Raw genomic sequence first — 22426 nt, 5'->3', positions numbered from 1 at the left:
GGGCCGTCAGAGCAGGGTCAGGATCCGCGGCCCGTCGTCCGTGATCGCGACCGTGTGCTCCGCGTGCGCGGCCCGGCTGCCGTCGTTCGTGCGCATGGTCCAGCCGTCCCCCGCCGTCCACCAGTCGTCCTTGCCGCCCGCCAGCACCATCGGCTCGATCGCGAGCACCATGCCGTGCCGCAGGCGCATGCCCCGGCCCGGCGGGCCCTCGTTCGGGACGCCCGGGTCCTCGTGCATCCGGCGGCCGATCCCGTGGCCGCCGAACCCGTCCGGGATGCCGTACCCCGCGTCGCGGCAGACGCGGCCGATCGCGTGGGCGATGTCGCCGATGCGGTTGCCGACGACGGCCGCCTCGATGCCCGCCGCGAGGGCGGCCTCGGCGGTGTGGACGAGGCGGGTGTCGGCGGGGCGGGCGCGGCCGACCGTGAAGCTCGTCGCCGCGTCCCCGGCCCAGCCGTCCAGCAGGGCGCCGCAGTCCACGCTCACCAGGTCCCCGTCGGCGAGCCGCTGGTCGCCCGGGATGCCGTGCACGATCGCGTCGTTGACGGACACGCAGAGGACGCCCGGGAAGGGGACCGGGGCCCAGTCCGGGTGGTAGCCGAGGAACGGGGAGCCGGCGCCCGCCTTGTCGAGGACCGTGCGGGCGGTCCGGTCCAGTTCGCGCAGGCTCGTGCCCACGGCCGCAGCCTCCCGGACGGCCGTCAGTGCTTGGGCCACGACCCGGCCCGCTTCGCGCATCGCGTCCATGGACGCGTCTGTCTTGATCTCCATCATGCCAATTACTATACCGGTCGGATCGGTATTCAAATACCGGCCTGGGCGGGATTAGAATAACGGCATGGTGCGTACCCCCCTCACCCCCGAAGAGCGCGAACGCGGCGAGCGGCTGGGCCGTCTGCTGCGCGAGGCGCGCGGCGGCCGGAGCATGACCGAGGTCGCCGCGGCGGCGGGGATCTCCGCCGAGACCCTGCGCAAGATCGAGACCGGCCGGGCCCCGACCCCCGCCTTCTTCACCGTCGCCGCCCTCGCCGGCGCCCTGGGGCTATCCCTGGACGAGGTGCTGGTGCGCTGCGCCGCCCCGCCGGTGGCCGTACCGGCGCCCGTGGCGGCCCCGGCCGCCTGAGCGGCGCGGTCCGGCGGCGCGTAGTCTCCGCCGGTATGAGTGCAGACACCTTCGCCCGCGCCCGGTACGTCAGTGTCACCACCTACCGCAAGAACGGGACCCCGGTCGCCACGCCCGTGTGGTTCGCCGTCGACGGCGGCGAACTGTTCGTGTGGACGCGGTCCGACTCCTGGAAGGTCAAGCGACTGCGCAACGACCCCCGCGTGAAGATCACCGTGTGCGACGTCAAGGGCCGGATCGAGGACGGCGCTCCGAGCGCGGAGGGGACGGCCCGGCTGCTCGACGAGGCCGGTACACGGGCGGTACGGAAGCTGCTGGCGCGCAAGTACACCTGGCAGTTCTGGCTGGTCGACCTGCCCGCGACGATCGCCCGGCTCGGGAAGCGTCCGCACACGGGGATCGCGGTCACCTTCTGAGGGGCGGGTTCCGGCCCTCCGGACGGGTTCCGGCCCCCGCGGACGGGTTCCGGTCACCTTCCCGGCCGCGCGCCCCCGGTCGACTCCCGAAAACCGTGCGTAGCAGCGCCGTAACACAACTGCGGTCGAATGCCTTCCGGTTGAACCTCCCCAACTGGCAGGGTGGCGATGACGGTGCAGCAACTCCCGGCCGAGACCGGGGTTTTCGCGCGATACCTCGCGGAACTGACCGGCCGGATCGACCGTGCGGACGGCTGGTACGCGATCTTCCTGAGACGTGACCCGGACGGGATGCGCGCCTGTCTCGACGGGGTCGAGGTGCCGCCCTGGGACGTCGTCGAGTCCCTGCTCCACGACCTCGCGGCGGTGGCGGGCGGGGTCTGGACCGAGCGGGAGGCCGCCCGCGCCCGCTCCCTGCACTCGGCGGCGGCCGCGGCACACGACCGGCTGCCGGGCGGGAGGGACGCCCTCCAGGAGCGGCTGGAACTGATGCTCCGTGAGGAGATCCACGCGAAGACGCGCGCGGAGGGCCTCCTGCGCCTCCTTGCGGCGGTCCCGTCCCGCAGCCCCGAGGCCGAGCGCCTGACCAACGAACTCGCCTGGACGCGCGACGACCACGCGCGCGCGATGGCCCGCGTCACGGAACTCACCACCCGCCTCGCCGCACTCCCGCCGCCGGGCCCGGCGCAGCCGTTCGCGGCCCGGCCCGCGGCGGAATGGGCCCCACCGGACCCGGACCGGCCGGGGCAGCCCGCCCGGCCCGCGCCCTGCGCGGCGCCGGTCCCTGACCACGGCGCCCCGCACCAGGGCCCCGCCCCGGTCCCCGCGACCGCCGGCCCGCGCACCTCGCCGGACCCGGACCGCCCCTGGCCGGGGGAGGGCCCGGCCGGGCACGCCGCGGGCCAGGCCCGGCCCGGCGGCGCCTTGAGCGGGGATCCGGCCGCCCGGCCTGGCCCCGGGCCGCGCTCCGCGTCGGCGTCCGACCACGCGGGATGGCCCGCCGGGACCCGTTCCGGTCACCCGGCCGGTCCGGTCGAGGACGGCGTGCCGAGCCACCCCGCGCAGGCCGCCGCATCGGACGTGTCCGGCCGAGGCACCGCCTCCGGAAGCGGTTCCGCGCCGGACCCCTGCAGGTCCTGGGCGGGGGAGGACACCGCCGGTTCACCGGCTGACCCGGCGGGGTACCCCGCCCGGTCCGGGGACGAGTCCCGCTCCGCGTCGGCGTCCGAGCAGGCCGGACGGCCCGGCGGCGGCGCGTGGACCGGAGATCCGGTCGCCGACCCGGCCACGCCGTCAGACGCGCGCCCCGGAGGAGCAGATCACCCCGCACCGGCCGCCCCCGCACGCGGCCACGCACCGGCCGCCCCCGCACGCGGCCACGCACCGGCCGCCCCCGCACGCGGCCACGCACCGGACGGCTCCGGGTACGGCCACGCACCGGACGTCCCCGGTGACGACCCCGCGCGGGACGCCCCCGGGCGCAGCCGGCCGCAGGACGCCTCCGGCCCAAGTCACGCGTCCCCCATCTACGCAGACCGCCCCGCCCCGGCCGCCACGGCGGCCGCAGACACCACCCCGTCCCCGCCCCCGCCGCCGAAGAAGCGCCGCCGCCGTGGTGGGGCCCGGTTCGCCGGGGTGGAGGACGACGGGGGTGCGGCGGACGGCGTGCCGGGCGTGCCCGTGCTGCCGGTCCCGGAGGCCGGGGACGTGCCCCGGGGCGCGCGCTACGGCGGTGCCGCGGCCGGGCCCGCCGAGGCAGCGCCCAGCCCCGGGCCGCCGGACGTCGCGCTGCGCGCCGCCCGGGAGACCGTCGCCGCGCTGCGCAGCCTGCGGTCCGCCGGGCTCGGCGGGGAGGCGCATGTCGTGCTCTGCGAGGCCGCCGCCCGTCCCGCCGACTGGCTGCCCCCGCTCGCGGACGAGCTGGACCGCGCCGGGCTCGCCGCCGATCGGTCCACCCTGCTCTGGGAGGTCGCCTCGCAACCCGCGACCCGGCTCGCCGCGGCGGCGGAACTCCTGGACGCCTCCGGCCGCGCCGAGGACGCCCGGCAACTGCTGCACCAGGGCGTGGTGCGCCCGGCGGAGGAGATCGCCGACGCCGTCCTGGCCCTGGACGACGACGGCCGCCCGTCCCGTGCCGCCGCCCTGCTCGCCGCGTACGTCCGCGCCCGCAGCGCGGAGGACGCGGCCCGGCTCGGCGCGCGGGCCCCCGGGCGGCTGGTGCCCCGGCTGCTGGACGCGGCCCGCGAGGTCTCCGCGTCCCGGGAACGCGACCTGGTGCACGCCCTGCGCGTCGCCGGCCACCTCGGTACCTGACCGGCCGCCCCGCGGCCCCGGGAGGCCCTCTCCGGCACCCCCGTCGCGGCGCCCGCGCGCCCGGTCCCGCCCGGAAATCCTTCTGAAATCGACCGCTCGGGTGCGAAACATGATCGACTCCGCGGGTTGACGACGATGGTCTTGCCCCGCTGTGTGACGTGGCTTACGTTCTCCATCTGCGTATCGCGTCTACGTGCGTAGAGGCTCTCTGGCGTCCCGTCGAAGGAGCAGCTCATGGCCCAAGTCGTACGCGCCGCCCTCGTCCAGGCGACCTGGACCGGCGACACGGAATCCATGATCGCCAAGCATGAGGAGCACGCCCGCGAGGCCGCCCGGCAGGGCGCCGGGGTGATCGGGTTCCAGGAGGTCTTCAACGCCCCGTACTTCTGCCAGGTGCAGGAACCGGAGCACTACCGCTGGGCCGAGCCCGTCCCGGACGGGCCCACCGTCCGCCGGATGCAGGACCTCGCCCGCGAGACCGGCATGGTGATCGTGGTCCCGGTCTTCGAGATCGAGGGCGCCGGCTTCTACTACAACACCGCCGCCGTGATCGACGCCGACGGCAGCTACCTCGGCAAGTACCGCAAGCACCACATCCCGCAGGTCAAGGGCTTCTGGGAGAAGTACTACTTCCGCCCGGGCAACGCCGGCTGGCCGGTCTTCGACACCGCCGTCGGCAAGGTCGGCGTCTACATCTGCTACGACCGGCACTTCCCCGAGGGCTGGCGCCAACTCGGCCTCGGCGGGGCGCAGCTCGTCTACAACCCCTCCGCCACCCACCGCGGCCTCTCCTCCTACCTCTGGCAGCTGGAGCAGCCCGCCGCCGCCGTCGCCAACGAGTACTTCGTCGCCGCCATCAACCGCGTCGGCATCGAGGAGTACGGCGACAACGACTTCTACGGCACCAGCTACTTCGTGGACCCGCGCGGCCAGTTCGTCGGGGAGCCGGCCAGCGACAAGGAGGAGGAACTCCTCGTCCGCGACCTGGACTTCGACCTCATCGACACCGTCCGCCGGCAGTGGGCCTTCTACCGGGACCGCCGCCCCGACGCCTACGAGGGGCTGGTGCGCCCGTGAGCGACCTCCACAGCCGGCACCGGGCCGTGCTGCCCGACTGGCTCGCCCTCTACTACGACCGCCCGGTCGAGCTGACCCACGGCGAGGGCCGCCACGTCTGGGACGCGGACGGCAACCGCTACCTGGACTTCTTCGGCGGCATCCTCACCACGATGACCGCCCACGCCCTCCCCGAGGTGACCAAGGCCGTCGCCGAGCAGGCCGGGCGGATCATCCACTCCTCGACCCTCTACCTCGACCGCCCCATGGTCGAACTCGCCGAACGGATCGCCGCCCTCTCCGGCATCCCGGACGCCCGGGTCTTCTTCACCACCTCCGGCACCGAGGCCAACGACACGGCTCTGCTGCTGGCCACCGCGTACCGCCGCTCCCACCAGGTCCTGGCGATGCGCAACAGCTACCACGGGCGCTCCTTCTCCACCGTCTCCGTCACCGGCAACAGCGCCTGGTCCCCGACCGGCCTCTCGCCGCTCCAGACCCTGTACGTACACGGCGGGGTCCGCACCCGCGGCCCCTACGCGCACCTGTCCGACGCCGAGTTCACCGCCGCCTGCGTCGCGGACCTGGAGGACCTGCTCGGCCACACCCGTGCGCCCGCCGCGCTGATCGCCGAACCCGTGCAGGGCGTCGGCGGCTTCACCTCCCCGCCGGACGGACTGTTCGCCGCCTTCCGCGAAGTCCTGGACCGGCACGGGGTGCTGTGGATCTCCGACGAGGTGCAGACCGGCTGGGGCCGCACCGGCGACCACTTCTGGGGCTGGCAGGCACACGCCGAGAACGGCCCGCCGGACATCCTCACCTTCGCCAAGGGCATCGGCAACGGCATGTCCGTCGGCGGGGTCGTCGCCCGCGCCGAGGTGATGAACTGCCTGGACGCCAACTCCATCTCCACCTTCGGCGGTTCGCCCGTCACCATGGCCGCCTCCCTCGCCAACCTCGGCTACGTCCTGGAGCACGACCTCCAGGGCAACGCGCGGCGCGTCGGCGGGCTGCTGCTGGAGCGGCTGCGCGCCGTGGGCGCCGGGGTCGCGGCCGTCCGCGAGGTCCGCGGCCGGGGCCTGATGATCGGCATCGAACTGGTCCGGCCCGGCACCGACGAGGCCGACCCCAAGGCGGCCGCCCAGGTCCTGGAGGCGACCCGGGAGGCCGGGCTGCTCATCGGCAAGGGCGGGGGCCACAGCACCAGCGTGCTGCGCATCGCCCCGCCGCTCACCCTGACCGTCGCCGAGGCCGAGGAGGGCGCCGGCGTCCTCGAACGCGCCCTGCGCGCCCTGTGACCGGAGAACCCGACCGCACGTGAGGGACATGTGAGGGACCGACCATGAGCACCCGCACCCTGATCCGCGGCGGTCTCGTCGTCACCGCGGCCGACGAGATCCACGCCGATGTGCTGATCGACGACGGCCGGATCGCCGCGCTCGCCGCCCACGGCACGGCCGCCGCCGAGTCCTGGACCGCCCGGCGCACCATCGACGCCACCGGCAAGTACGTCATCCCGGGCGGTGTCGACGCGCACACCCACATGGAACTGCCGTTCGGCGGCACCTTCGCCTCCGACACCTTCGAGACCGGCACCCGGGCCGCCGCCTGGGGCGGCACCACCACCATCGTGGACTTCGCCGTCCAGTCCGTCGGCCGCTCCCTGCGCGAGGGCCTGGACGCCTGGTACGCCAAGGCGGACGGCAACTGCGCCATCGACTACGCGTTCCACATGATCCTCGCCGACGTCAACGAGTCCTCGCTCAAGGAACTGGACCGCCTGGTCGAGGAGGGCGTCACCAGCTTCAAGCTGTTCATGGCCTACCCGGGCGTCTTCTACAGCGACGACGGGCAGATCCTGCGCGCCATGCAGCGCTCCGCCGGCAACGGCGGCCTGATCATGATGCACGCGGAGAACGGCATCGCCATCGACGTCCTCGTCGAACAGGCCCTCGCCCGGGGCGAGACCGACCCCCGCTACCACGGGGAGGTCCGCAAGGTCCTGCTGGAGGCCGAGGCCACCCACCGCGCCATCCAGCTCGCCCGGGTCGCCGGGGCCCCGCTGTACGTGGTGCACGTCTCCGCCGAGGAGGCCGTCGCCGAACTCGCCGCCGCCCGCGACAAGGGCCTGCCCGTCTTCGGCGAGACCTGCCCCCAGTACCTGTTCCTCTCCACCGACAACCTCGCCGAGCCGGACTTCCAGGGCGCCAAGTACGTCTGCTCCACCCCGCTGCGGCCCCGGGAGCACCAGGCCGCCCTGTGGCGCGGGCTGCGCACCAACGACCTCCAGGTGGTCTCCACCGACCACTGCCCGTTCTGCTTCACCGGGCAGAAGGACCTCGGCCGCGGCGACTTCTCGAAGATCCCCAACGGTCTGCCCGGCGTGGAGAACCGGATGGACCTCCTCCACCAGGCCGTGGTCGACGGGCACATCTCCCGCCGCCGCTGGATCGAGATCGCCTGCGCCACCCCGGCCCGGATGTTCGGCCTCTACCCGAAGAAGGGCACCCTCGCCCCCGGTTCGGACGCCGACGTGGTGGTCTACGACCCGCACGCCGAGCAGATCCTCTCCGCCGAGACCCATCACATGAACGTCGACTACTCGGCCTACGAGGGCCGCAAGGTCGCGGGCCAGGTGGAGACGGTCCTCTCGCGCGGCGAGGTCGTCATCGACCGGCGCACCTACACCGGCCGCGCCGGGCACGGTGTCTACACCCCCCGGTCCACCTGCCAGTACCTGGGCTGAACCGCACCGGCCCGAGTGGCCTGAACTGAAGGGACGCCGCGTGGACTTCGGACTCGTCCTGCAGACGGACCCGCCGGCCTCGGAAGTCGTCGGGCTGATGCGGCGCGCGGAGCGCAACGGCTTCCGCTACGGCTGGACCTTCGACTCCGCCGTGCTCTGGCAGGAGCCGTTCGTCATCTACAGCCGCATCCTGGAGCACACCACCGGGCTCGTCGTGGGGCCGATGGTCACCAACCCGGGCACCCGCACCTGGGAGGTCACCGCCTCCACCTTCGCCACCCTCAACGAGATGTACGGCAACCGCACGGTGTGCGGCATCGGACGCGGCGACTCCGCCATGCGCGTCGCCGGGCGCAAGCCCAACACCCTCGCCCGGCTCGGCGAGGCGATCGGCGTCATCCGCGACCTCGCCGAGGGCCGGGAGGCCGAGGTCGACGGGCAGACCCTGCGCCTGCCGTGGGTGCGCGAGGGGAAGCTGCCCGTCTGGATGGCCGCGTACGGGCCCAAGGCCCTCGCCCTCGCCGGGGAGAAGGCGGACGGCTTCATCCTCCAGCTCGCCGACCCCTTCCTCACCGAGTGGATGATCAAGGCCGTCCGGCAGGCCGCCGCCGACGCGGGCCGCGACCCCGCCGCCGTCACCATCTGCGTCGCCGCCCCCGCCTACGTGACCGAGGACGCCTCGGACGCGGCCCTCGCCCACGCGCGGGAGCAGTGCCGCTGGTTCGGCGGGATGGTGGGCAACCACGTCGCCGACCTGGTCTCCCGCTACGGCGAGCACTCCGCGATGGTTCCCGAGGCGCTGACCGCGTACATCAAGGAGCGGCACGGCTACGACTACAGCCACCACGGCCGCGCCGGGAACCCGTCCACCGACTTCGTCCCCGACGAGATCGTCGACCGCTTCTGCCTCCTCGGCCCGCCCGCGGCCCACATCGAGAAGCTCACGGCCCTGCGGGAGCTGGGCGTCGACCAGTTCGCCGTGTACGACATGCACGACGCGAAGGAAGCGACGATCGACGCGTACGGCGCGGAGATCATCCCCGCGTTCTCCTGACCCGCGCGCCCGGGTGCGGGGCCGGACGCGCGGTCTGCCCGCCGACCACGGTGACCCTCTTCGCCCCGCTGTCGGCGCTTTCGCCCTGCTGTCGGTGCGGGTGGCCTCCGGCACCCAGGCCGTCCACGGCGGGGCGATCCGGGTCAACCGGGCCCGCCCGCGCGGGGATTCGGCCCGCGTGGGCGGTTGCCCCGGCCTCGTACCGCTGGTTACTCTCCAGTTCTGTTCGTTCGAACGAACAAGGAGGAGGCGGGGCTTCGTGTCCACAGACGCAACCGGTGCCGGAGCTTCGGCCGGCGGGCTGGCCGAGCACATCCGGGCGCTCACGTCCGGCGCGTCCACGTCCGAGGACCTGGTGGCCGGCGCGTTGGCCCGGATCGAGGCGACCCAGGGCACACTCAACGCCTTCCGGACCGTACGCGGGCAGGCCGCCCTCGCCGAGGCTCGCGAGGCCGACCGGCGGCTGGCCGCGGGGGAGCGGCTGCCGCTGCTCGGCGTCCCGGTCGCGGTCAAGGACGACACCGACGTGGCCGGCGTCCCCACGTACTTCGGCTGCGCGGGCGAGCTCCCGCCCGCCGCCGAGGACGGGGAGGCCGTCCGCCGGCTGCGCGCCGCCGGGGCCGTGATCGTCGGCAAGACCAACTCCTGCGAACTGGGCCAGTGGCCGTTCACCGAGGGCCCGGCCTTCGGCGCGACCCGTAACCCGTGGTCCCCCGCCCACACGCCCGGCGGCTCCTCGGGCGGTTCGGCGGCCGCCGTCGCCGCCGGGCTGGTCCCCGCCGCGCTCGGCTCCGACGGTGCCGGGTCCATCCGCATCCCCGCCGCCTGGACCCACCTCGTCGGCATCAAGCCGCAGCGCGGGCGGGTCTCCGTCCACCCGTACGACGACTGCTTCCAGGGCCTGACCGTGAACGGGCCGCTCGCCCGGACGGTCGCCGACGCGGCCCTCCTCCTGGACGCCGCGGCCGGCGCGCACCCCCGCGAGCGGTTCCGGCCCGCCCCGGTCGACGCCTCCGCCGCGGCCCGCCGGGAGCCGGGGCGGCTGCGGATCGCCCTCGCGCTGCGCCCGCCGCTCACCCTGACCGGGGCCCGCCCCCACCCCGAGGTCCGACGCGCGGTCACCTCCCTCGCCGAGACCCTGGCGCGGCTCGGCCACGAGGTCGAGGAGGCCCGCCCGCGCTACGGGCTCATCGGCCTGAGCTTCCTGCCCCGCGCCGCGAACGGCATCGCCCAGTACGCCGGCCGCCACCCCGATCCGGTCCTGCTCGACCCCCGCACCCGGGCCGCCGCCCGGTCCGGACACCGCCTCGGCGGCCGGATCGTCCGCGCCGCCCGCGCCCGCGAGTCCGCCCAGCACCGCCGCCTCGGCGGCTTCTTCGACCGCTACGACGTCCTGCTGACGCCGACGACGGCCGCGCCGCCGCCGCGGATCGGGGCCTTCGACGGGCTGTCCTCCGGGCGTACGGACATCGGCATCGCCGCCGCCTGCCCGTACGCGTGGCCGTGGAACGTCCTGGGCTGGCCGGGCGTCGGCGTCCCCGCCGGGCTCACCTCGGACGGCCTGCCGGTCGGCGCCCAGCTCCTCGGCCCGGAGGGCGCGGAGGAGCGGCTGATCTCGCTCGCGGCCCAACTGGAGGCGGAACTGCGGTGGTACGAGCGGCGTCCGCCGGAAGCGGTGCCTCTTCCGTCCGGGCCGCCCGGTGTGTCCGCTCCCTCCGGGCCGGTCGTGGAAGGGAGCGCGCCGGTGGGAGAATGACCGCCATGTCCACCGCCGGCCCCTCCGCCACCGACCGCCCCACGACCGGCGAACCCACGACCGGCGAACCCACGTCCGGCGAACCCGCACCCGCCGGGTCGGTCCCGCCCGGGCGGTCCGCGCCCACCGGGCCTGCCTCGTCCGGGCGTTCCGTGCCCACCCGGCAGCGCATCATCGGCGCGGTGCTGCGGATCATCGGCAGCGACGGCGTCGCGGCGGTCACCAACCGGCGGATCGCGGCGGAGGCGGGCGTCTCCCTCGGCTCGGTCACGTACCACTTCGCCACCCAGCACGAGCTGCTGCGCGAGGCGCTGCTCCACTTCGTGCGTGACGAGACCCGCCGCTTCACCGACCTCTCCGAGGCCCACCGCCGCGCCGGCGACGTGGACATCGCCGGCGCGGCGGCCCTCGCGGGCGAGGTCGCCGGCGGCATCGGCTTCGACAGCGAGCACATCGCGCCCTTCGAGCTCTACGTCCAGGCGGGCCGGGACGAGCGGCTGCGCGAGGCCGCGTCGGAGGCGTTCGCCGCGTACGACCGCCTCGCGGCGCAGATACTCACCGGCCTGGGCGTCCCGGACGCCGAACGGCACGCGGGCGCCACCGTCGCCCTCGTCATGGGCCTCCAGCTCCGCCGCCTGGCCACCGGCGGCCCGGCCGAGGACCTGGTCGACGCGCTGCTGCTGCTCGCGCGGGGCGCGACGGGGGCGGGTGCCGGCCGCCCGCTCCCGACGTCCGCTGATGCGTCCCCGGGGGCCTCTCCTTAACCTGAACGGGTGAGGACCGTACGGCGGGCCGCCGTCGCCGCACCCGTCCTGGGCCTGGCACTGGGCCTCGTCCTCGGGACGGTGCCGCAGCCCGCCGCCGCGGCCCCGCGCCTCTCGCCCACAGTCAGCGGGGTCACCCGCGCCGACCTGGGCGCCAGCCACCGCCCGGGCTGCCCCGTCCCGCCCGAGGACCTGCGGCTGATCCGGATGAACCACTGGGGCTTCGACGGCCGCGTCCACCGGGGCGGACTCGTCGTCCACGAGGACGCCGTCCGCCCGGTGCTGCGCATCTTCGGAGCGGCCTTCGACGACCGCTTCCCGATCCGGCGGATGGAGACGATGGCGGCGTTCGAGGGCAGCGACGCGCGCGCCATGGCGGCCGACAACACCTCCGCGTTCAACTGCCGACGGGTGACGGGTGACGACCGGCACCTCTCGCGCCACTCCTACGGCGACGCGGTCGACGTCAACCCGCGCGAGAACCCGTACGTCGACCGCTCGGGCGAGGTCCACCCCCCGGGCACGGAGGCTGCCCTGGACCGCGACCCGCCAGCCCCTGGCATGCTCACGGACGGCGACGCGATCACCGGCGCGATCGAGGACGCGGGCTGGACGTGGGGCGGCCACTGGTCACCCCCGGACTACCAGCACTTCTCGGCGGACGGCACCTGAGCGGGTGCCGGTCACCTCTCGCGGCTCAGCCCTGCGGCTCCTGCGGCCGCACGTCCCGCTCCCGCGGCCGCCCGTCCTTGAGCTCGGTTCGCGCCTCGGTGCGGTGCCCGCGCGCGATGTAGTCCCGCACCACAGCCTCCACCGCGTCCTGCGGCGAATTGATCCCGGCGAGGACCATCACCTCCACCACCAGCTCGGCATCCAGCCTGACACTGACCTCGGCCACCGGGTCCCCTCCTGTCGTCGTGCTGCGCACGGGCACTCTAGCCGTGGCGGGGGCTGCGCCCGATGCGCTCACGAGCAGGCTGACGGGCCCGTCGGCTCCCGCCGGGCCGCGATGAGCTGCGGGGGGTCCGGTCGTTCGTCACGGAGGTCGCGTATGTCGCATTCTGCGAAAGCGTGTGAAACCAGCCCTCCCGCGTGACAAAACCGCAGCTCGCCGAGCCTGCTCCCCGCCCGCGCGGGGCCCCTCCCCGCCCCCCACCCGTCACCCGCCCCACACCCCCCGTTGACCTGGGTGACTGCCGGGGTGTCGGTGGGGCGTGGTTGGGTGGGGGCATGATCGATGGAATGGTGGGCGGGGGAGCGGGTGCTGTCGAGGAGGCCGTGCGGGCCGCGGTCGAGGCCGAGGTCATGCCGCGGTTCCGGCGGCTGGCGTCGCACGAGGTCGTGGAGAAGCGCGGGCCGCACGATCTGGTGACCGACGCGGACCGGCTCGCAGAGAAGCATCTGACCGCGTCGCTGACCGCGCTGCTGCCCGGGTCGGTGGTCGTGGGGGAGGAGTCCGTCCACGCGGACCCGGCCGTGTACGACGCGCTGCGCGGGGAGGCGCCCGTATGGATCGTCGATCCGGTCGACGGCACCCGGGAGTTCGTGCGCGGCGACGACGGCTTCTGCACCCTCGTCGCGCTCGCGCACCACGGTGAACTCCTCGCCTCCTGGACGTACGCGCCCGTCGCCGACGAGATGGCCGTCGCCGTGCGAGGCGAGGGCGCGCGGCTGAACGGGGCGGCCCTGCGCGCCGGTTCACCGGAGCCGGGAGCGCCGCTGCGGATCGCGATGTCGCACCCCGACTTCTCCTCCCCCGAGGAGAAGCGCCTGCTCCTCGGACTCGCCACGGACGGCGTCGAGACCCGGCCCTGCGGCTCGGCCGGTCTGGAGTACCTGCGCGTGGCGCGCGGTGAGCTGGACGCGACGGCGTTCAGCTGGGAGTACGCCTGGGACCACGCGGCCGGGCTGCTGCTCGTCACCGAGGCGGGCGGCTGCCAGGTCACGGTGGCGGGCGTCCCGTTCGGCGTCGCCGGCGGGAACGCCCTGCCGTTCACCGCCGCCCGGGACGAGGCGACGGCGCGCCGCGTCCGCGACCTGCTGACCTGACGCGCCCCGGTCCCGGGGCGTCGGCCCCCGGGTCCGACGCCCCGGGACCGGGCTGTCGGTGCCGCCGAATATCCTGGGTGGTCCTGGCCGTCGGCTGACAAAGGAGTCCGAAGGTGCCGTCGATGCTCGATGCCGTCGTCGTGGGGGCAGGCCCCAACGGCCTGACGGCCGCGGCCGAACTGGCCCGCCGGGGCTTCTCCATCGCCGTGTTCGAGGCGCTGGACACCGTCGGCGGCGGCGCGCGGACCGAGGAGCTGACCCTCCCCGGCTTCCGCCACGACCCCTGCTCCGCCGTCCACCCGCTCGGCGTCGGCTCCCCGGCGTTCGCGCGGATGCCGCTCGCCCGCCACGGCCTGGAGTGGATCCACCCCGAACTGCCCCTCGCGCACCCCTTCCCGGACGGCACCGCCGCCGTCCTCGCCCGCTCCATCGGCGAGACGGCGATGTCCCTCGGCGCCGCCGACGCGGGCGCGTACCGCCGCCTCCTCGCGCCGTACGCGGGCCGCTGGGACACCCTCGCCGCCGACTTCCTGCGCACCCCCTGGGACGGGCTGCCCCGCGACCCGTACCGCTTCGCCCGCTTCGGACTGGACGCGATCCGGCCCGCGTCCTGGCTGGCCCGCCGCTTCCGGGGCGAGAAGGGCCGGGCGCTGCTCGCCGGGCTGGCCGCCCACGCGATCGCGCCCACCAGCGGCGTCGCCACCGGCGGCATCGCGCTGATGTTCGCCCTCGCCGCGCACGAGGTCGGCTGGCCCGTGCCGCGCGGCGGTTCGCAGGCGATCTCCGACGCGCTGGCCGGGTACGTCCGGGAGCTGGGCGGCACGATCCACACCGGCGTCGAGGTGCGGCGGCTGGACGAGCTGCCGCCGGCCCGGGCGTACGTCTTCGACACCTCGCCCACCGCCCTCGCCCGGATCGCCGGTCTCGGCCAGGCGTACTGGCGCTACCGGTACGGGGCCGCCGCGTTCAAGGTCGACTACGCCCTGTCCGGGCCGGTGCCGTGGACGGCCGAGGAGGCCCGGGCCGCCGGCACCGTGCACATCGGCCCCACGGCCGGCGAGATCGACGCCGCCCTGCGCGCCGCCGTCGAGGGCCGCGACCCGGACGTGCCGTTCCTGATCACCGCCCAGCCCAGCCTGATCGACCCCACGCGCGCCCCCGAGGGCAAGCACGTCCTGTGGGCGTACGGCCATGTGCCGGCCGGCTGGGAGGGGGATGCCACCGAGGTGATCGAGCGTCAGATCGAGCGCTTCGCACCCGGGTTCCGGGATCTGGTGCTGGCCCGCGCCGTCGCTGGACCGCCCCGACTGGCCGCGCGGAACGCCAACTACGTGGGCGGCGACATCGCCTGCGGGGCCTTCGCCGGGCTCCAGACCGTGCTGCGGCCGCGCCTCGCCCGCGTCCCCTACGCGACGACCCATCCGGCCGTGTTCCTCTGCTCATCGGCCACCCCGCCCGGCCCCGGCGTGCACGGGATGTCCGGCCACCACGCGGCCAAGGCGGTGTGGCGCGCCCTGCGCGCGTGACGGCACGGCGCCGTCGTCGCGCTGCGGCGCGCATGATGGAGGGATGAGCAGCACACCGACGATCACTCTTGTGCGCGGCGACATCACCGACCAGGACACCGACGCCGTCGTCAACGCGGCCAACTCCTCCCTGCTGGGCGGTGGAGGGGTCGACGGCGCCATCCACCGCAGAGGCGGCCCGGAGATCCTGGCGGCCTGCCGGGAGCTGCGCGCCGGGCACTACGGCAAGGGTCTGCCGACGGGCCAGGCCGTCGCCACGACGGCGGGCCGGCTCAGGGCGGGCCACGTCATCCACACGGTCGGCCCGGTCCACTCCGCCTCCGAGGACCGCTCCGAGCTGCTGGCCTCCTGCTACCGCGAGTCCCTGCGGGTCGCCGACGAACTCGGCGCGCGGACGGTCGCGTTCCCGGCGATCTCCGCCGGGATCTACGGCTGGCCGATGGACGACGCGGCGCGGATCGCCGTGACCACGGTCCGGGAGGCGGACACGGACGTGGCGGAGGTCCGGTTCGTGCTCTTCGACGAGGCCGCGTACGAGGCGTTCGCGGCCCGGGCCGCTGCCTGACGGGACCCCACGCCGGCCCGGCCCCGCAGGGGCACCCGCCCCGCCGGGCCGATCGGTGGCGGCACGACTACCGTGGTGGTGCACGAGCGTTCGGCCGCTCAACGCCGTTCCCCGGCTCTCCGGAGCCGTGGGCCCCGGTGCCGCTGCCGGTGTGGGCGACGGCCTCGCGGCCGATGTGGGGTCCGGGGTGCGGGCCCGGATCGCCGTGACCCCACCGGCCTTCGTCCCCGTCGCGCCCCGGCCCTGTGGACCGGGTCGCGACGACTGCTCACCACTCTGTGCCCGGCCCGTTCCGCACGGTGACCGGAAGTTCGGGACGGCCCGCGATCCGCGCGCCGTCCGCGCGACGGGTCGGCCGCCCAACTCGCCCTGTGGAAAGGCGATTTGTTGCGGCGTCGTAATGCCGTCCCCTGGAATCCGCTCCACTTGCGGGGCGGTCGGCATCGCGTTTGAGTTGTAGGGATCCGTCGTCCGGGACGAGCACCCGACAGTGATCTCCTCCGCCGGCGACGGGCCCCGCCGTCCCACCGGGAGCGCCCATGTCGATGTCCTCGTTCGGATTCGGTTCGTCCGACCCCTTCAGCGGCATGCTGAACAAGTTCTTGGGCATGTCGCCAAAGTCGTCCCCGCCCTCCCTGCTGCCCGGCGGCGAGGCGGAGCCGGCGGCAGCGGCGGCGGGGGGCTCCGCGGACGAGAAGCCGGAGGGATTCCTCACCTGACACCACAGCCGCGCCCGGAGCCGGCGACGCGCCCGGGCGCCTACGCGAGGAGAGCGGTACGTATGGCGCACCACCACAAGCCCAACCGCGCGGTCGAGGGCGACCCGCTGGCCGCCCACGGCCGGGGCATGCCCCGGCGGCCCGACGAGGGCGAGCTGGAGCGGCGGACGCTCCGGGACCGGCGGGAGATGGGCCTGCCCGCCGCGGCGCCCGAGGACCCCGACACCGTGTACCGCGACGCACGGGCCGAGGTCGAACGGCAGGTACGGGCAGGTGAGATGGCCACCGGAGTCACCCGCAGGGAGCGGGACGCGTTCCCGCCCACCCGCTACGGGCGCTGAGCCCGCCCGCCCGGCCCGGACCGGAGGCCCGGCGGCGAGCGCTGAGCCCGCCCACCCGCTACGGGCGCTGAGCCCGCCCGCCCGGCCCGGCCCGGAGGCCCGGCTCCACCAGCCCGGCGGCGTGCATCCGGCGGCGAGAGGACGAGAGCCGTGGACGAGAGCCGTGAGCGCCTCCCCGAACGGTGACGACCGGCTGGAGCACCGGGCGGACCCCCAAGCCGAGGGCAGCCGCCGGTGAAGGACGTCGAGGTCGCCATCGCCGCGGCGGGCTGACCGGCGCCGGGGGCTCCCGGGGCGCGTCCCGCCCCAGGCAGCGGAACATCACTGTCGGATTTCCGCCAGACCCGCCCGGTCCGGTGCAGCATCCTGGAGGCATGCACACCGACACCGAGCGCTGTGTCCGCGCCGTCCGCTCCAAGGACGCGCGGTTCGACGGCTGGTTCTTCACCGCCGTGCTGACCACCCGCATCTACTGCCGCCCGAGCTGCCCGGCCGTGTCGCCGAAGGCCGAGAACATGACCTTCTACCCGAGCGCGGCCGCCTGCCAGCAGGCCGGCTTCCGGGCCTGCAAGCGCTGCCGCCCCGACACCACCCCCGGCTCCCCTGCGTGGAACACCCGCGCCGACTCGGTGGCCCGCGCCATGCGCCTCATCGGCGACGGCGTCGTCGACCGCGAAGGCGTCCCCGGCCTCGCCGCCCGCCTCGGCTACTCGACCCGCCAGATCGAACGCCAGCTCCTCGCCGAACTCGGCGCCGGACCGCTCGCCCTGGCCCGCGCCCAGCGCGCCCAGACCGCGCGGCTGCTGATCGAGACCACCACCCTGCCGATGGCCGGCATCGCTTTCGCCGCCGGCTTCTCCTCCGTGCGCACCTTCAACGAGACCGTGCGCGAGGTCTTCGCCCTGCCGCCCGGCGAACTCCGCGCCCGCGCGGCCCGCTCCCCACGCACCACCGCCTCCCCGAGCCCCGGCGTCACCGTCCTGCGGCTCCCGTACCGTGCCCCACTGGAGCCCGGCAACCTCTTCGGCCACCTCGCGGCGACCGCCGTCCCGGGGGTCGAGGAGTGGCGGGACGGGGCCTACCGGCGCACCCTCGCCCTGCCGTACGGCCACGGCATCGTCTCCCTCGCCCCCCGGTCCGACCACATCGCCTGCCGGCTCTTCCTCACCGACCTGCGCGACCTCACCATCGCCATCAGCCGCTGCCGGTGGCTGCTCGACCTCGACGCCGACCCCGTGGCCGTGGACGACCAGCTCCGCGCCGACCCGCACCTCGCGCCCCTCGTCGACAAGGCCCCCGGGCGGCGGGTGCCGCGCACCGTGGACGCCGCCGAGTTCGCCGTCCGCGCGGTCCTCGGCCAGCAGGTCTCCACCGCCGCCGCCCGCACCCACGCGGCCCGGCTCGTCACCGCCCACGGCACCCCGGTGGACGACCCCGAGGGCGGCCTGACCCACCTCTTCCCCGCCCCCGGGGCCCTGGCCGCCCTCGACCCGGAGACCCTGGCCCTGCCCCGCAGCCGCCGCACCACTCTGACCCGGCTGGTCGCCGCGCTGGCCGACGGCGCACTGCGCCTGGACCCCGGCAGCGACTGGGAACGGGCCCGCGCGGTCCTCGCCGAGCTGCCCGGGTTCGGCCCCTGGACCACCGAGGTCATCGCCATGCGCGCCCTCGGCGACCCCGACGCCTTCCTCCCCACCGACCTCGGCATCCGCCGCGCCGCCGCGGCCCTGGACCTCCCGTCCACCCCCGCGGCGCTCACCGCCCGCGCCGCGGCCTGGCGGCCCTGGCGGTCCTACGCGGTCCAGTACCTCTGGGCCACCGACGACCACCCGATCAACCACCTGCCCACGTGAGGACCCCCGCCATGACCACCACCGCGACCCCGGGCACCCGGCGGCACACCGTCGTCGACAGCCCCTACGGCCTCCTCACCCTCGTCGCCACGGACGGCTGCCTGAGCGGCCTCTACATGACGGCGCAGCGCCACCGGCCCGCCGAGGAGACCTTCGGCGACCGCGACGACCCGGACGCGCGCCCCTTCGCGGAGACCGCCCGGCAGCTCGACGCCTACTTCGCCCGCGAACTCACCGCCTTCGACCTCCCGCTCCACCTCGCCGGCACCCCGTTCCAGCGCCGAGTCTGGACGGAACTCCTCCGCATCCCCTACGGCGAGACCCGCACCTACGGCGAACTCGCCGGACTCCTCGGCAACCGGGGCGCGTCCCGGGCCGTCGGCCTCGCCAACGGGAGGAACCCCGTCGGCATCGTCGTCCCCTGCCACCGGGTGGTCGGCTCCACCGGCGGCCTGGTCGGCTACGGCGGCGGACTCGACCGCAAGCAGCGGCTGCTCGCCTTCGAGAGCGGGCGCGCCGACGGCGGGACGGGCGCCCTCTTCTGACGTCCGCTCAGGACGCGTCGGCGCCCTCGGCCAGCCGGTCCAGCACGGCCGGCAGCGCGGTGCCGATGGGCTCGCGGACCACCTCGTCCGCGAGTTCGTCGTACGGCGTCGGCTCCGCGTTCACCACCAGGAGACGGGCGCCGTGCTCCGCCGCGATCCCGGCGAGGGAGGCGGCGGGCTGCACCTGGAGGGTCGTGCCCACGGCGACGAACACCTCGCACGCCTTCGCCACGGACATCGCCTCGCCCAGCACCCCCGGGTCCAGACGCTCGCCGAACATGACCGTCGCCGACTTCAGGATGCCGCCGCAGGCCAGGCACGCCGGATCGTCCTCGCCGGCCTCCACCCGGGCCAGCGCCTCGGCCATGGGGGAGCGGGCGTCGCAGCGGGTGCACACCACCGTCCGCGCGGTGCCGTGCAGTTCGAGGACCTTGCGGGCGGGCATGCCGCCGAGCTGGTGCAGCCCGTCCACGTTCTGGGTGATCACCCGCACCGCGACGCCCGGGCGCCGGTCCAGCGCCGCGACCGCCCGGTGTGCCGCGTTCGGCTCGGCGTTCCAGGTGGCGCTGGTCCGGCGCATCTGCCAGGACCGGCGCCGGATGTCCGGATCGGACATGTAGTAGTCGTAGGTGACGAGCTTCTCCGCCTCGGGGTCGCGCCGCCACAGGCCGTTCGGTCCGCGGTAGTCGGGGATGCCGGAGTCGGTGGACACACCGGCGCCGCTGAGGATCGCGACGAGAGTCATACCGCGAGCGTACGCAGGGCCGGCGGGCCGGGGCGACCGGTTTCCGCCGGCCCCGGCCCGCCCGTCCGCGCCCCCGCCCGTGCGCCCGGTCTCAGGGCTCGCTGACGCGCGTGAACGGGGTGGGGACCGTGCCCGTCCAGCGGTGCAGGACGGTCCGGCCGGTCTCCTTCAGCACCCCGCCGTCGTCCGTCCTCGACGCCTCCGCCAGATAGAAGCGGCCGTCGTCGAGGGAGGTCAGGCCGTACTGGCCGGGGGACTCCCAGCCGTACACGCCCGTCGCCTCGTGGTGCAGCCCCTCGGCGCGCAGCGGCAGCAGCAGCCCCGTCTCCGGGCGCGGCTGACCCCGGAGGGGGCCCCGGACGGGCGGTGCGGTGCCGTCCACCACGTACAGCGAGTGGTTGGGGAACGCGGGCTTGGTGCCCCGGTAGACGGCCATCAGCCAGTCGCCGCGGTGCGCGTCGTACTCCAGGTTCTGCACCCCGTACGTGGTGTTGCCCGTGTACACGAAGAACTTCCCGACCGGCTCCCTTGGGCCGCTCAGGTGCGGGGCGGACTCGGGCGGCGGGCGTTCCAGGGCGCGCCAGGCGCCGATGTCGTACTGGAGGAGCACCTGGTGGTCGTTGTCCCGGCGGTCGGCGTTGGCGTAGACGCCGTACGCGACGGTCAGGCGAAGCGGCCCGTCCCGGCGGCCGAACGCGGGGCCGAAGGCGAGGCCGTCGATGCCGCTGCACCCGTAGCGGTGGTCGGCGGTCCGGGCGGTGTTGCCGTCGAAGACGCCGTCGCCGTCCATGTCGGCGGTGTAGTCCTCGGCGACCTCCTGGAGGTGGACCGTGGTCACCACACCGCTCGTCCCGGCGTCCAGGTTCAGCCGGTCGACGCGGGCCCCGTCCACGATCGCGATGTGGAAGGCGTTCGCGGCCTTGTACTCCAGCGAGCCGTAGACCCGGCCGTCGTCGGGGTTGACGTCCACATCGCCCAGGTGGCCGGTGAAGCCGGTGACCGAGCCGAGGACACGGCCGTCGAGATCGGTCTTGACCAGCATGTTCGTGAACGAGAAGTAGACGAAGCCGCCCTCCGGGTCCAGGGCGGTGCCCTGGAGGTGCCCGGAGCGCCAGGCACCGCCGTCGATCACGGCGGGGAGTGGTGGTTCGGCGGTGGTGGGGGTTGCGGCGGGGCCGGGGTCGGGCGCGGGGGCCGCGCGGGCGGTGGCCGCCGTCAGGGCGAGGAGGGCGGCGGACAGTGCCGTCGCCGCCGCGGTGAGCCGGCGCGCGTGCCAGTGCATGGGGCCTCCGGAGGACGCGTGAGGGGCGGGCCGCCCGGGGGCGGGCCGATGAGCTGATGGTCGGTCAGCGGAACCGGATGCCGGGTGCGCCCGCGCGTCTCGGCGTGGCGTGCGGGTCCGCCGGGGCGGCCGGGGCCTGGCGGAATCGCCGGGCGGCGAGCGCGCGGGCTGTGCGAACGCGGGGTGGCCGCGCCTCGGGGGTGCGGATAGGGTCGGGGACGGCGCGACTGCCTGTTCGATAGCAAGGGATGCAAGGTGACGGACGGCGCAGTTACTCAGCCGGCGCGGGTGCTCGTGGCGGCAGACAAGTTCAAGGGCTCGCTCACGGCCGTGGAGGTCGCCGAGCGGGTCACGGCCGGGCTCCGGCGGGTCGTCCCCGGCCTGGAGGTCGACACCCTGCCCGTCGCCGACGGCGGCGACGGCACGGTCGCGGCGGCGGTCGCCGCGGGCTTCGAGCGGCGCGAGCTGCGGGTGCGGGGGCCGCTGGGCGAGCCCGTCACCGCGGCGTACGCGTTGCGGGACGGCACGGCGGTCGTGGAGATGGCCGAGGCGTCCGGGCTCCAGCACCTGCCGGACGGCGTGTTCGCCCCGCTCACGGCCACGACGTACGGCACCGGGGAACTGCTGCGAGCGGCGCTGGACGCGGGCGCGCGCACGATCGTCTTCGGCGTCGGCGGCAGCGCGACCAACGACGGCGGCGCGGGGATGCTCGCGGCGCTGGGGGCGCGGCTGCTGGACGCGGACGGCGAGCCGGTGCCGCCGGGCGGCGGCGGGCTGCGCGCGCTGGCCACGGCGGACCTCTCCGGGATCGACGCGCGCTTCGGTGACGTGGACCTGGTGCTCGCCAGCGACGTCGACAACCCGCTCACCGGGCCGAAGGGCGCACCGGCGGTCTACGGGCCGCAGAAGGGCGCGACCGAGGACGACGTGGCGGTGCTGGACGAGGCGCTGGCGCACTACGCGTCACTGCTGGGACCCGAGCTCGCGGAGGCGCCCGGGGCGGGCGCGGCGGGCGGCATCGGTTACGGGGCACTCGTGGCGCTCGGCGCGCGCTTCCGGCCCGGGATCGAGGTGATGCTCGATGTGCTGGGCTTCGAGGCGGCGCTGGACCGGGCGACGCTGGTGATCACGGGGGAGGGCTCGCTCGACGAGCAGACGCTGCACGGGAAGGCGCCGGCCGGCGTGGCGGCGGCGGCGCGGGCGCGGGGGATCGAGGTCGTGGCGGTCTGCGGCCGGCTGGCGCTGCCGGCGGAGGCGCTGGGGCGGGCGGGGATCCGCCGCGCGTACGCGCTCTCGGCGCTGGAGCCGGACCCGGCGCGGTCGATGGCGCAGGCGGGGCCGCTGCTGGAACGCGCGGCGGAGTCCCTGGCCCGGGACTTCCTCGCGTAGCCGGTCCACACTCCGGGGGCGGGCCGCCCCCGAGACACCCGCCCCCTCCGGGGCGGCGGGCCCCCGGGGCGTGACCGCCCCCGAGTTCCGCGCGACGCTCCGGGGCGGGCCGGTCCTGGTGCGCGGTGGTGGTCTCCGGGGGTTGTGCCCATCCGTTCCGCCCTGGCGGAACAGTTGCCCACAA

At 75.4% G+C, this 22426-nt stretch carries 22 protein-coding genes; 18 read left to right on the top strand and 4 right to left on the bottom strand.

From position 1 onward, the window contains the following. Nucleotides 1-6: 6 nt before the first annotated feature. The gene (gene map, locus C593_RS0112930) at nucleotides 7-774 is read right to left on the bottom strand and encodes a type I methionyl aminopeptidase (protein ID WP_018847709.1); all 768 of its coding nucleotides are present in this window, start codon (nucleotides 772-774) and stop codon (nucleotides 7-9) included. A gap of 64 nt (nucleotides 775-838) precedes the next feature. Here map and C593_RS0112925 point away from each other — a divergent pair, with 64 nt between their 5' ends. From C593_RS0112925 to C593_RS0112880, 10 genes are all read left to right on the top strand, one after another. Next, nucleotides 839-1123: a helix-turn-helix domain-containing protein gene (locus C593_RS0112925; RefSeq protein WP_018847708.1), complete on the top strand. Its 285-nt coding sequence runs from the start codon at nucleotides 839-841 to the stop codon at nucleotides 1121-1123. Nucleotides 1124-1158: 35 nt separating this feature from the next. Then, nucleotides 1159-1539, top strand: coding sequence for a PPOX class F420-dependent oxidoreductase (locus tag C593_RS0112920; protein WP_018847707.1), 381 nt, complete (start codon nucleotides 1159-1161; stop codon nucleotides 1537-1539). Between the two features lie 168 nt (nucleotides 1540-1707). After that, entirely contained in the window at nucleotides 1708-3852 is a 2145-nt protein-coding gene (locus C593_RS33330; protein WP_018847706.1) for a hypothetical protein, read from the top strand. A 234-nt stretch (nucleotides 3853-4086) separates the two neighbouring features. Next, nucleotides 4087-4929 carry a nitrilase-related carbon-nitrogen hydrolase gene (locus C593_RS0112910; protein ID WP_018847705.1) on the top strand — a complete coding sequence of 281 codons (843 nt, stop codon included), beginning with the start codon at nucleotides 4087-4089 and terminating at the stop codon, nucleotides 4927-4929. Beyond that, nucleotides 4926-6206 (top strand): class-III pyridoxal-phosphate-dependent aminotransferase, encoded by a 1281-nt coding sequence (locus C593_RS0112905; RefSeq protein WP_018847704.1) that lies wholly within the window; start codon nucleotides 4926-4928, stop codon nucleotides 6204-6206. The genes C593_RS0112910 and C593_RS0112905 overlap by 4 nt, the downstream gene beginning before the upstream one ends. A gap of 44 nt (nucleotides 6207-6250) precedes the next feature. Then, nucleotides 6251-7654 carry a dihydropyrimidinase gene (gene hydA / locus C593_RS0112900; RefSeq protein WP_018847703.1) on the top strand — a complete coding sequence of 468 codons (1404 nt, stop codon included), beginning with the start codon at nucleotides 6251-6253 and terminating at the stop codon, nucleotides 7652-7654. 40 nt (nucleotides 7655-7694) lie between these two features. Then, nucleotides 7695-8708: a TIGR03842 family LLM class F420-dependent oxidoreductase gene (locus C593_RS0112895; protein ID WP_018847702.1), complete on the top strand. Its 1014-nt coding sequence runs from the start codon at nucleotides 7695-7697 to the stop codon at nucleotides 8706-8708. Between the two features lie 259 nt (nucleotides 8709-8967). Next, the gene (locus tag C593_RS0112890; protein ID WP_018847701.1) at nucleotides 8968-10464 is read left to right on the top strand and encodes an amidase; all 1497 of its coding nucleotides are present in this window, start codon (nucleotides 8968-8970) and stop codon (nucleotides 10462-10464) included. Between the two features lie 5 nt (nucleotides 10465-10469). Next, nucleotides 10470-11228: a TetR family transcriptional regulator gene (locus C593_RS29550; protein WP_078521524.1), complete on the top strand. Its 759-nt coding sequence runs from the start codon at nucleotides 10470-10472 to the stop codon at nucleotides 11226-11228. 9 nt (nucleotides 11229-11237) lie between these two features. Beyond that, nucleotides 11238-11900, top strand: a complete 663-nt coding sequence (locus C593_RS0112880) for a M15 family metallopeptidase (RefSeq protein WP_018847699.1) — start codon at nucleotides 11238-11240, stop codon at nucleotides 11898-11900. A 25-nt stretch (nucleotides 11901-11925) separates the two neighbouring features. On the opposite strand, the gene C593_RS0112875 is transcribed toward C593_RS0112880, so the two are convergent. After that, entirely contained in the window at nucleotides 11926-12078 is a 153-nt protein-coding gene (locus C593_RS0112875; protein WP_486591133.1) for a DUF2191 domain-containing protein, read from the bottom strand. 380 nt (nucleotides 12079-12458) lie between these two features. Here C593_RS0112875 and C593_RS0112870 point away from each other — a divergent pair, with 380 nt between their 5' ends. The 7 genes from C593_RS0112870 (at nucleotide 12459) to C593_RS0112840 (ending at nucleotide 18826) form a co-directional block, all read left to right on the top strand. Next, entirely contained in the window at nucleotides 12459-13277 is an 819-nt protein-coding gene (locus C593_RS0112870; protein ID WP_026277637.1) for an inositol monophosphatase family protein, read from the top strand. Between the two features lie 113 nt (nucleotides 13278-13390). Then, on the top strand, nucleotides 13391-14803 hold the full coding sequence (locus tag C593_RS0112865; protein ID WP_018847696.1) for a phytoene desaturase family protein: 1413 nt from the start codon (nucleotides 13391-13393) through the stop codon (nucleotides 14801-14803). A 43-nt stretch (nucleotides 14804-14846) separates the two neighbouring features. Then, on the top strand, nucleotides 14847-15368 hold the full coding sequence (locus C593_RS0112860; RefSeq protein WP_026277636.1) for an O-acetyl-ADP-ribose deacetylase: 522 nt from the start codon (nucleotides 14847-14849) through the stop codon (nucleotides 15366-15368). A 539-nt stretch (nucleotides 15369-15907) separates the two neighbouring features. Further along, on the top strand, nucleotides 15908-16087 hold the full coding sequence (locus C593_RS0112855) for a hypothetical protein (RefSeq protein WP_018847694.1): 180 nt from the start codon (nucleotides 15908-15910) through the stop codon (nucleotides 16085-16087). Between the two features lie 62 nt (nucleotides 16088-16149). Beyond that, nucleotides 16150-16428 (top strand): hypothetical protein, encoded by a 279-nt coding sequence (locus C593_RS0112850; RefSeq protein WP_018847693.1) that lies wholly within the window; start codon nucleotides 16150-16152, stop codon nucleotides 16426-16428. Nucleotides 16429-16802: 374 nt separating this feature from the next. Next, on the top strand, nucleotides 16803-18281 hold the full coding sequence (locus C593_RS0112845) for an AlkA N-terminal domain-containing protein (RefSeq protein WP_018847692.1): 1479 nt from the start codon (nucleotides 16803-16805) through the stop codon (nucleotides 18279-18281). 11 nt (nucleotides 18282-18292) lie between these two features. After that, complete coding sequence (locus C593_RS0112840) at nucleotides 18293-18826, top strand: methylated-DNA--[protein]-cysteine S-methyltransferase (protein ID WP_018847691.1); 534 nt, start codon at nucleotides 18293-18295, stop codon at nucleotides 18824-18826. A gap of 7 nt (nucleotides 18827-18833) precedes the next feature. Here the strand turns inward: C593_RS0112840 and C593_RS0112835 are convergent, their stop codons facing one another. Both C593_RS0112835 and C593_RS0112830 read right to left on the bottom strand, forming a co-directional pair. Next, nucleotides 18834-19571 carry a Sir2 family NAD-dependent protein deacetylase gene (locus tag C593_RS0112835; protein ID WP_018847690.1) on the bottom strand — a complete coding sequence of 246 codons (738 nt, stop codon included), beginning with the start codon at nucleotides 19569-19571 and terminating at the stop codon, nucleotides 18834-18836. Nucleotides 19572-19662: 91 nt separating this feature from the next. Beyond that, nucleotides 19663-20853: a hypothetical protein gene (locus C593_RS0112830; RefSeq protein WP_018847689.1), complete on the bottom strand. Its 1191-nt coding sequence runs from the start codon at nucleotides 20851-20853 to the stop codon at nucleotides 19663-19665. A 255-nt stretch (nucleotides 20854-21108) separates the two neighbouring features. Between C593_RS0112830 and C593_RS0112825 the strand changes: the two genes are divergently transcribed. Beyond that, nucleotides 21109-22242, top strand: coding sequence for a glycerate kinase family protein (locus tag C593_RS0112825; protein ID WP_078521466.1), 1134 nt, complete (start codon nucleotides 21109-21111; stop codon nucleotides 22240-22242). Nucleotides 22243-22426: the final 184 nt, after the last annotated feature.

It is taken from the genome of Streptomyces sp. CNT372 (assembly GCF_000377145.1).
Note: the sequence above shows the minus strand (reverse complement) of the source record. Positions and strands in the feature narration are given on the sequence as shown.

What these genes read in the sequence shown, in the direction of transcription:
- map (WP_018847709.1), bottom strand. Translation starts at nt 774, where the DNA reads ATGATGGAGATCAAGACAGACGCGTCCATGGACGCGATGCGCGAAGCG.
- C593_RS0112925 (WP_018847708.1), top strand. Translation starts at nt 839, where the DNA reads ATGGTGCGTACCCCCCTCACCCCCGAAGAGCGCGAACGCGGCGAGCGG.
- C593_RS0112920 (WP_018847707.1), top strand. Translation starts at nt 1,159, where the DNA reads ATGAGTGCAGACACCTTCGCCCGCGCCCGGTACGTCAGTGTCACCACC.
- C593_RS33330 (WP_018847706.1), top strand. Translation starts at nt 1,708, where the DNA reads ATGACGGTGCAGCAACTCCCGGCCGAGACCGGGGTTTTCGCGCGATAC.
- C593_RS0112910 (WP_018847705.1), top strand. Translation starts at nt 4,087, where the DNA reads ATGGCCCAAGTCGTACGCGCCGCCCTCGTCCAGGCGACCTGGACCGGC.
- hydA (WP_018847703.1), top strand. Translation starts at nt 6,251, where the DNA reads ATGAGCACCCGCACCCTGATCCGCGGCGGTCTCGTCGTCACCGCGGCC.
- C593_RS29550 (WP_078521524.1), top strand. Translation starts at nt 10,470, where the DNA reads ATGTCCACCGCCGGCCCCTCCGCCACCGACCGCCCCACGACCGGCGAA.
- C593_RS0112875 (WP_486591133.1), bottom strand. Translation starts at nt 12,078, where the DNA reads ATGGTCCTCGCCGGGATCAATTCGCCGCAGGACGCGGTGGAGGCTGTG.
- C593_RS0112870 (WP_026277637.1), top strand. Translation starts at nt 12,459, where the DNA reads ATGATCGATGGAATGGTGGGCGGGGGAGCGGGTGCTGTCGAGGAGGCC.
- C593_RS0112860 (WP_026277636.1), top strand. Translation starts at nt 14,847, where the DNA reads ATGAGCAGCACACCGACGATCACTCTTGTGCGCGGCGACATCACCGAC.
- C593_RS0112855 (WP_018847694.1), top strand. Translation starts at nt 15,908, where the DNA reads ATGTCGATGTCCTCGTTCGGATTCGGTTCGTCCGACCCCTTCAGCGGC.
- C593_RS0112850 (WP_018847693.1), top strand. Translation starts at nt 16,150, where the DNA reads ATGGCGCACCACCACAAGCCCAACCGCGCGGTCGAGGGCGACCCGCTG.
- C593_RS0112845 (WP_018847692.1), top strand. Translation starts at nt 16,803, where the DNA reads ATGCACACCGACACCGAGCGCTGTGTCCGCGCCGTCCGCTCCAAGGAC.
- C593_RS0112840 (WP_018847691.1), top strand. Translation starts at nt 18,293, where the DNA reads ATGACCACCACCGCGACCCCGGGCACCCGGCGGCACACCGTCGTCGAC.
- C593_RS0112835 (WP_018847690.1), bottom strand. Translation starts at nt 19,571, where the DNA reads ATGACTCTCGTCGCGATCCTCAGCGGCGCCGGTGTGTCCACCGACTCC.
- C593_RS0112830 (WP_018847689.1), bottom strand. Translation starts at nt 20,853, where the DNA reads ATGCACTGGCACGCGCGCCGGCTCACCGCGGCGGCGACGGCACTGTCC.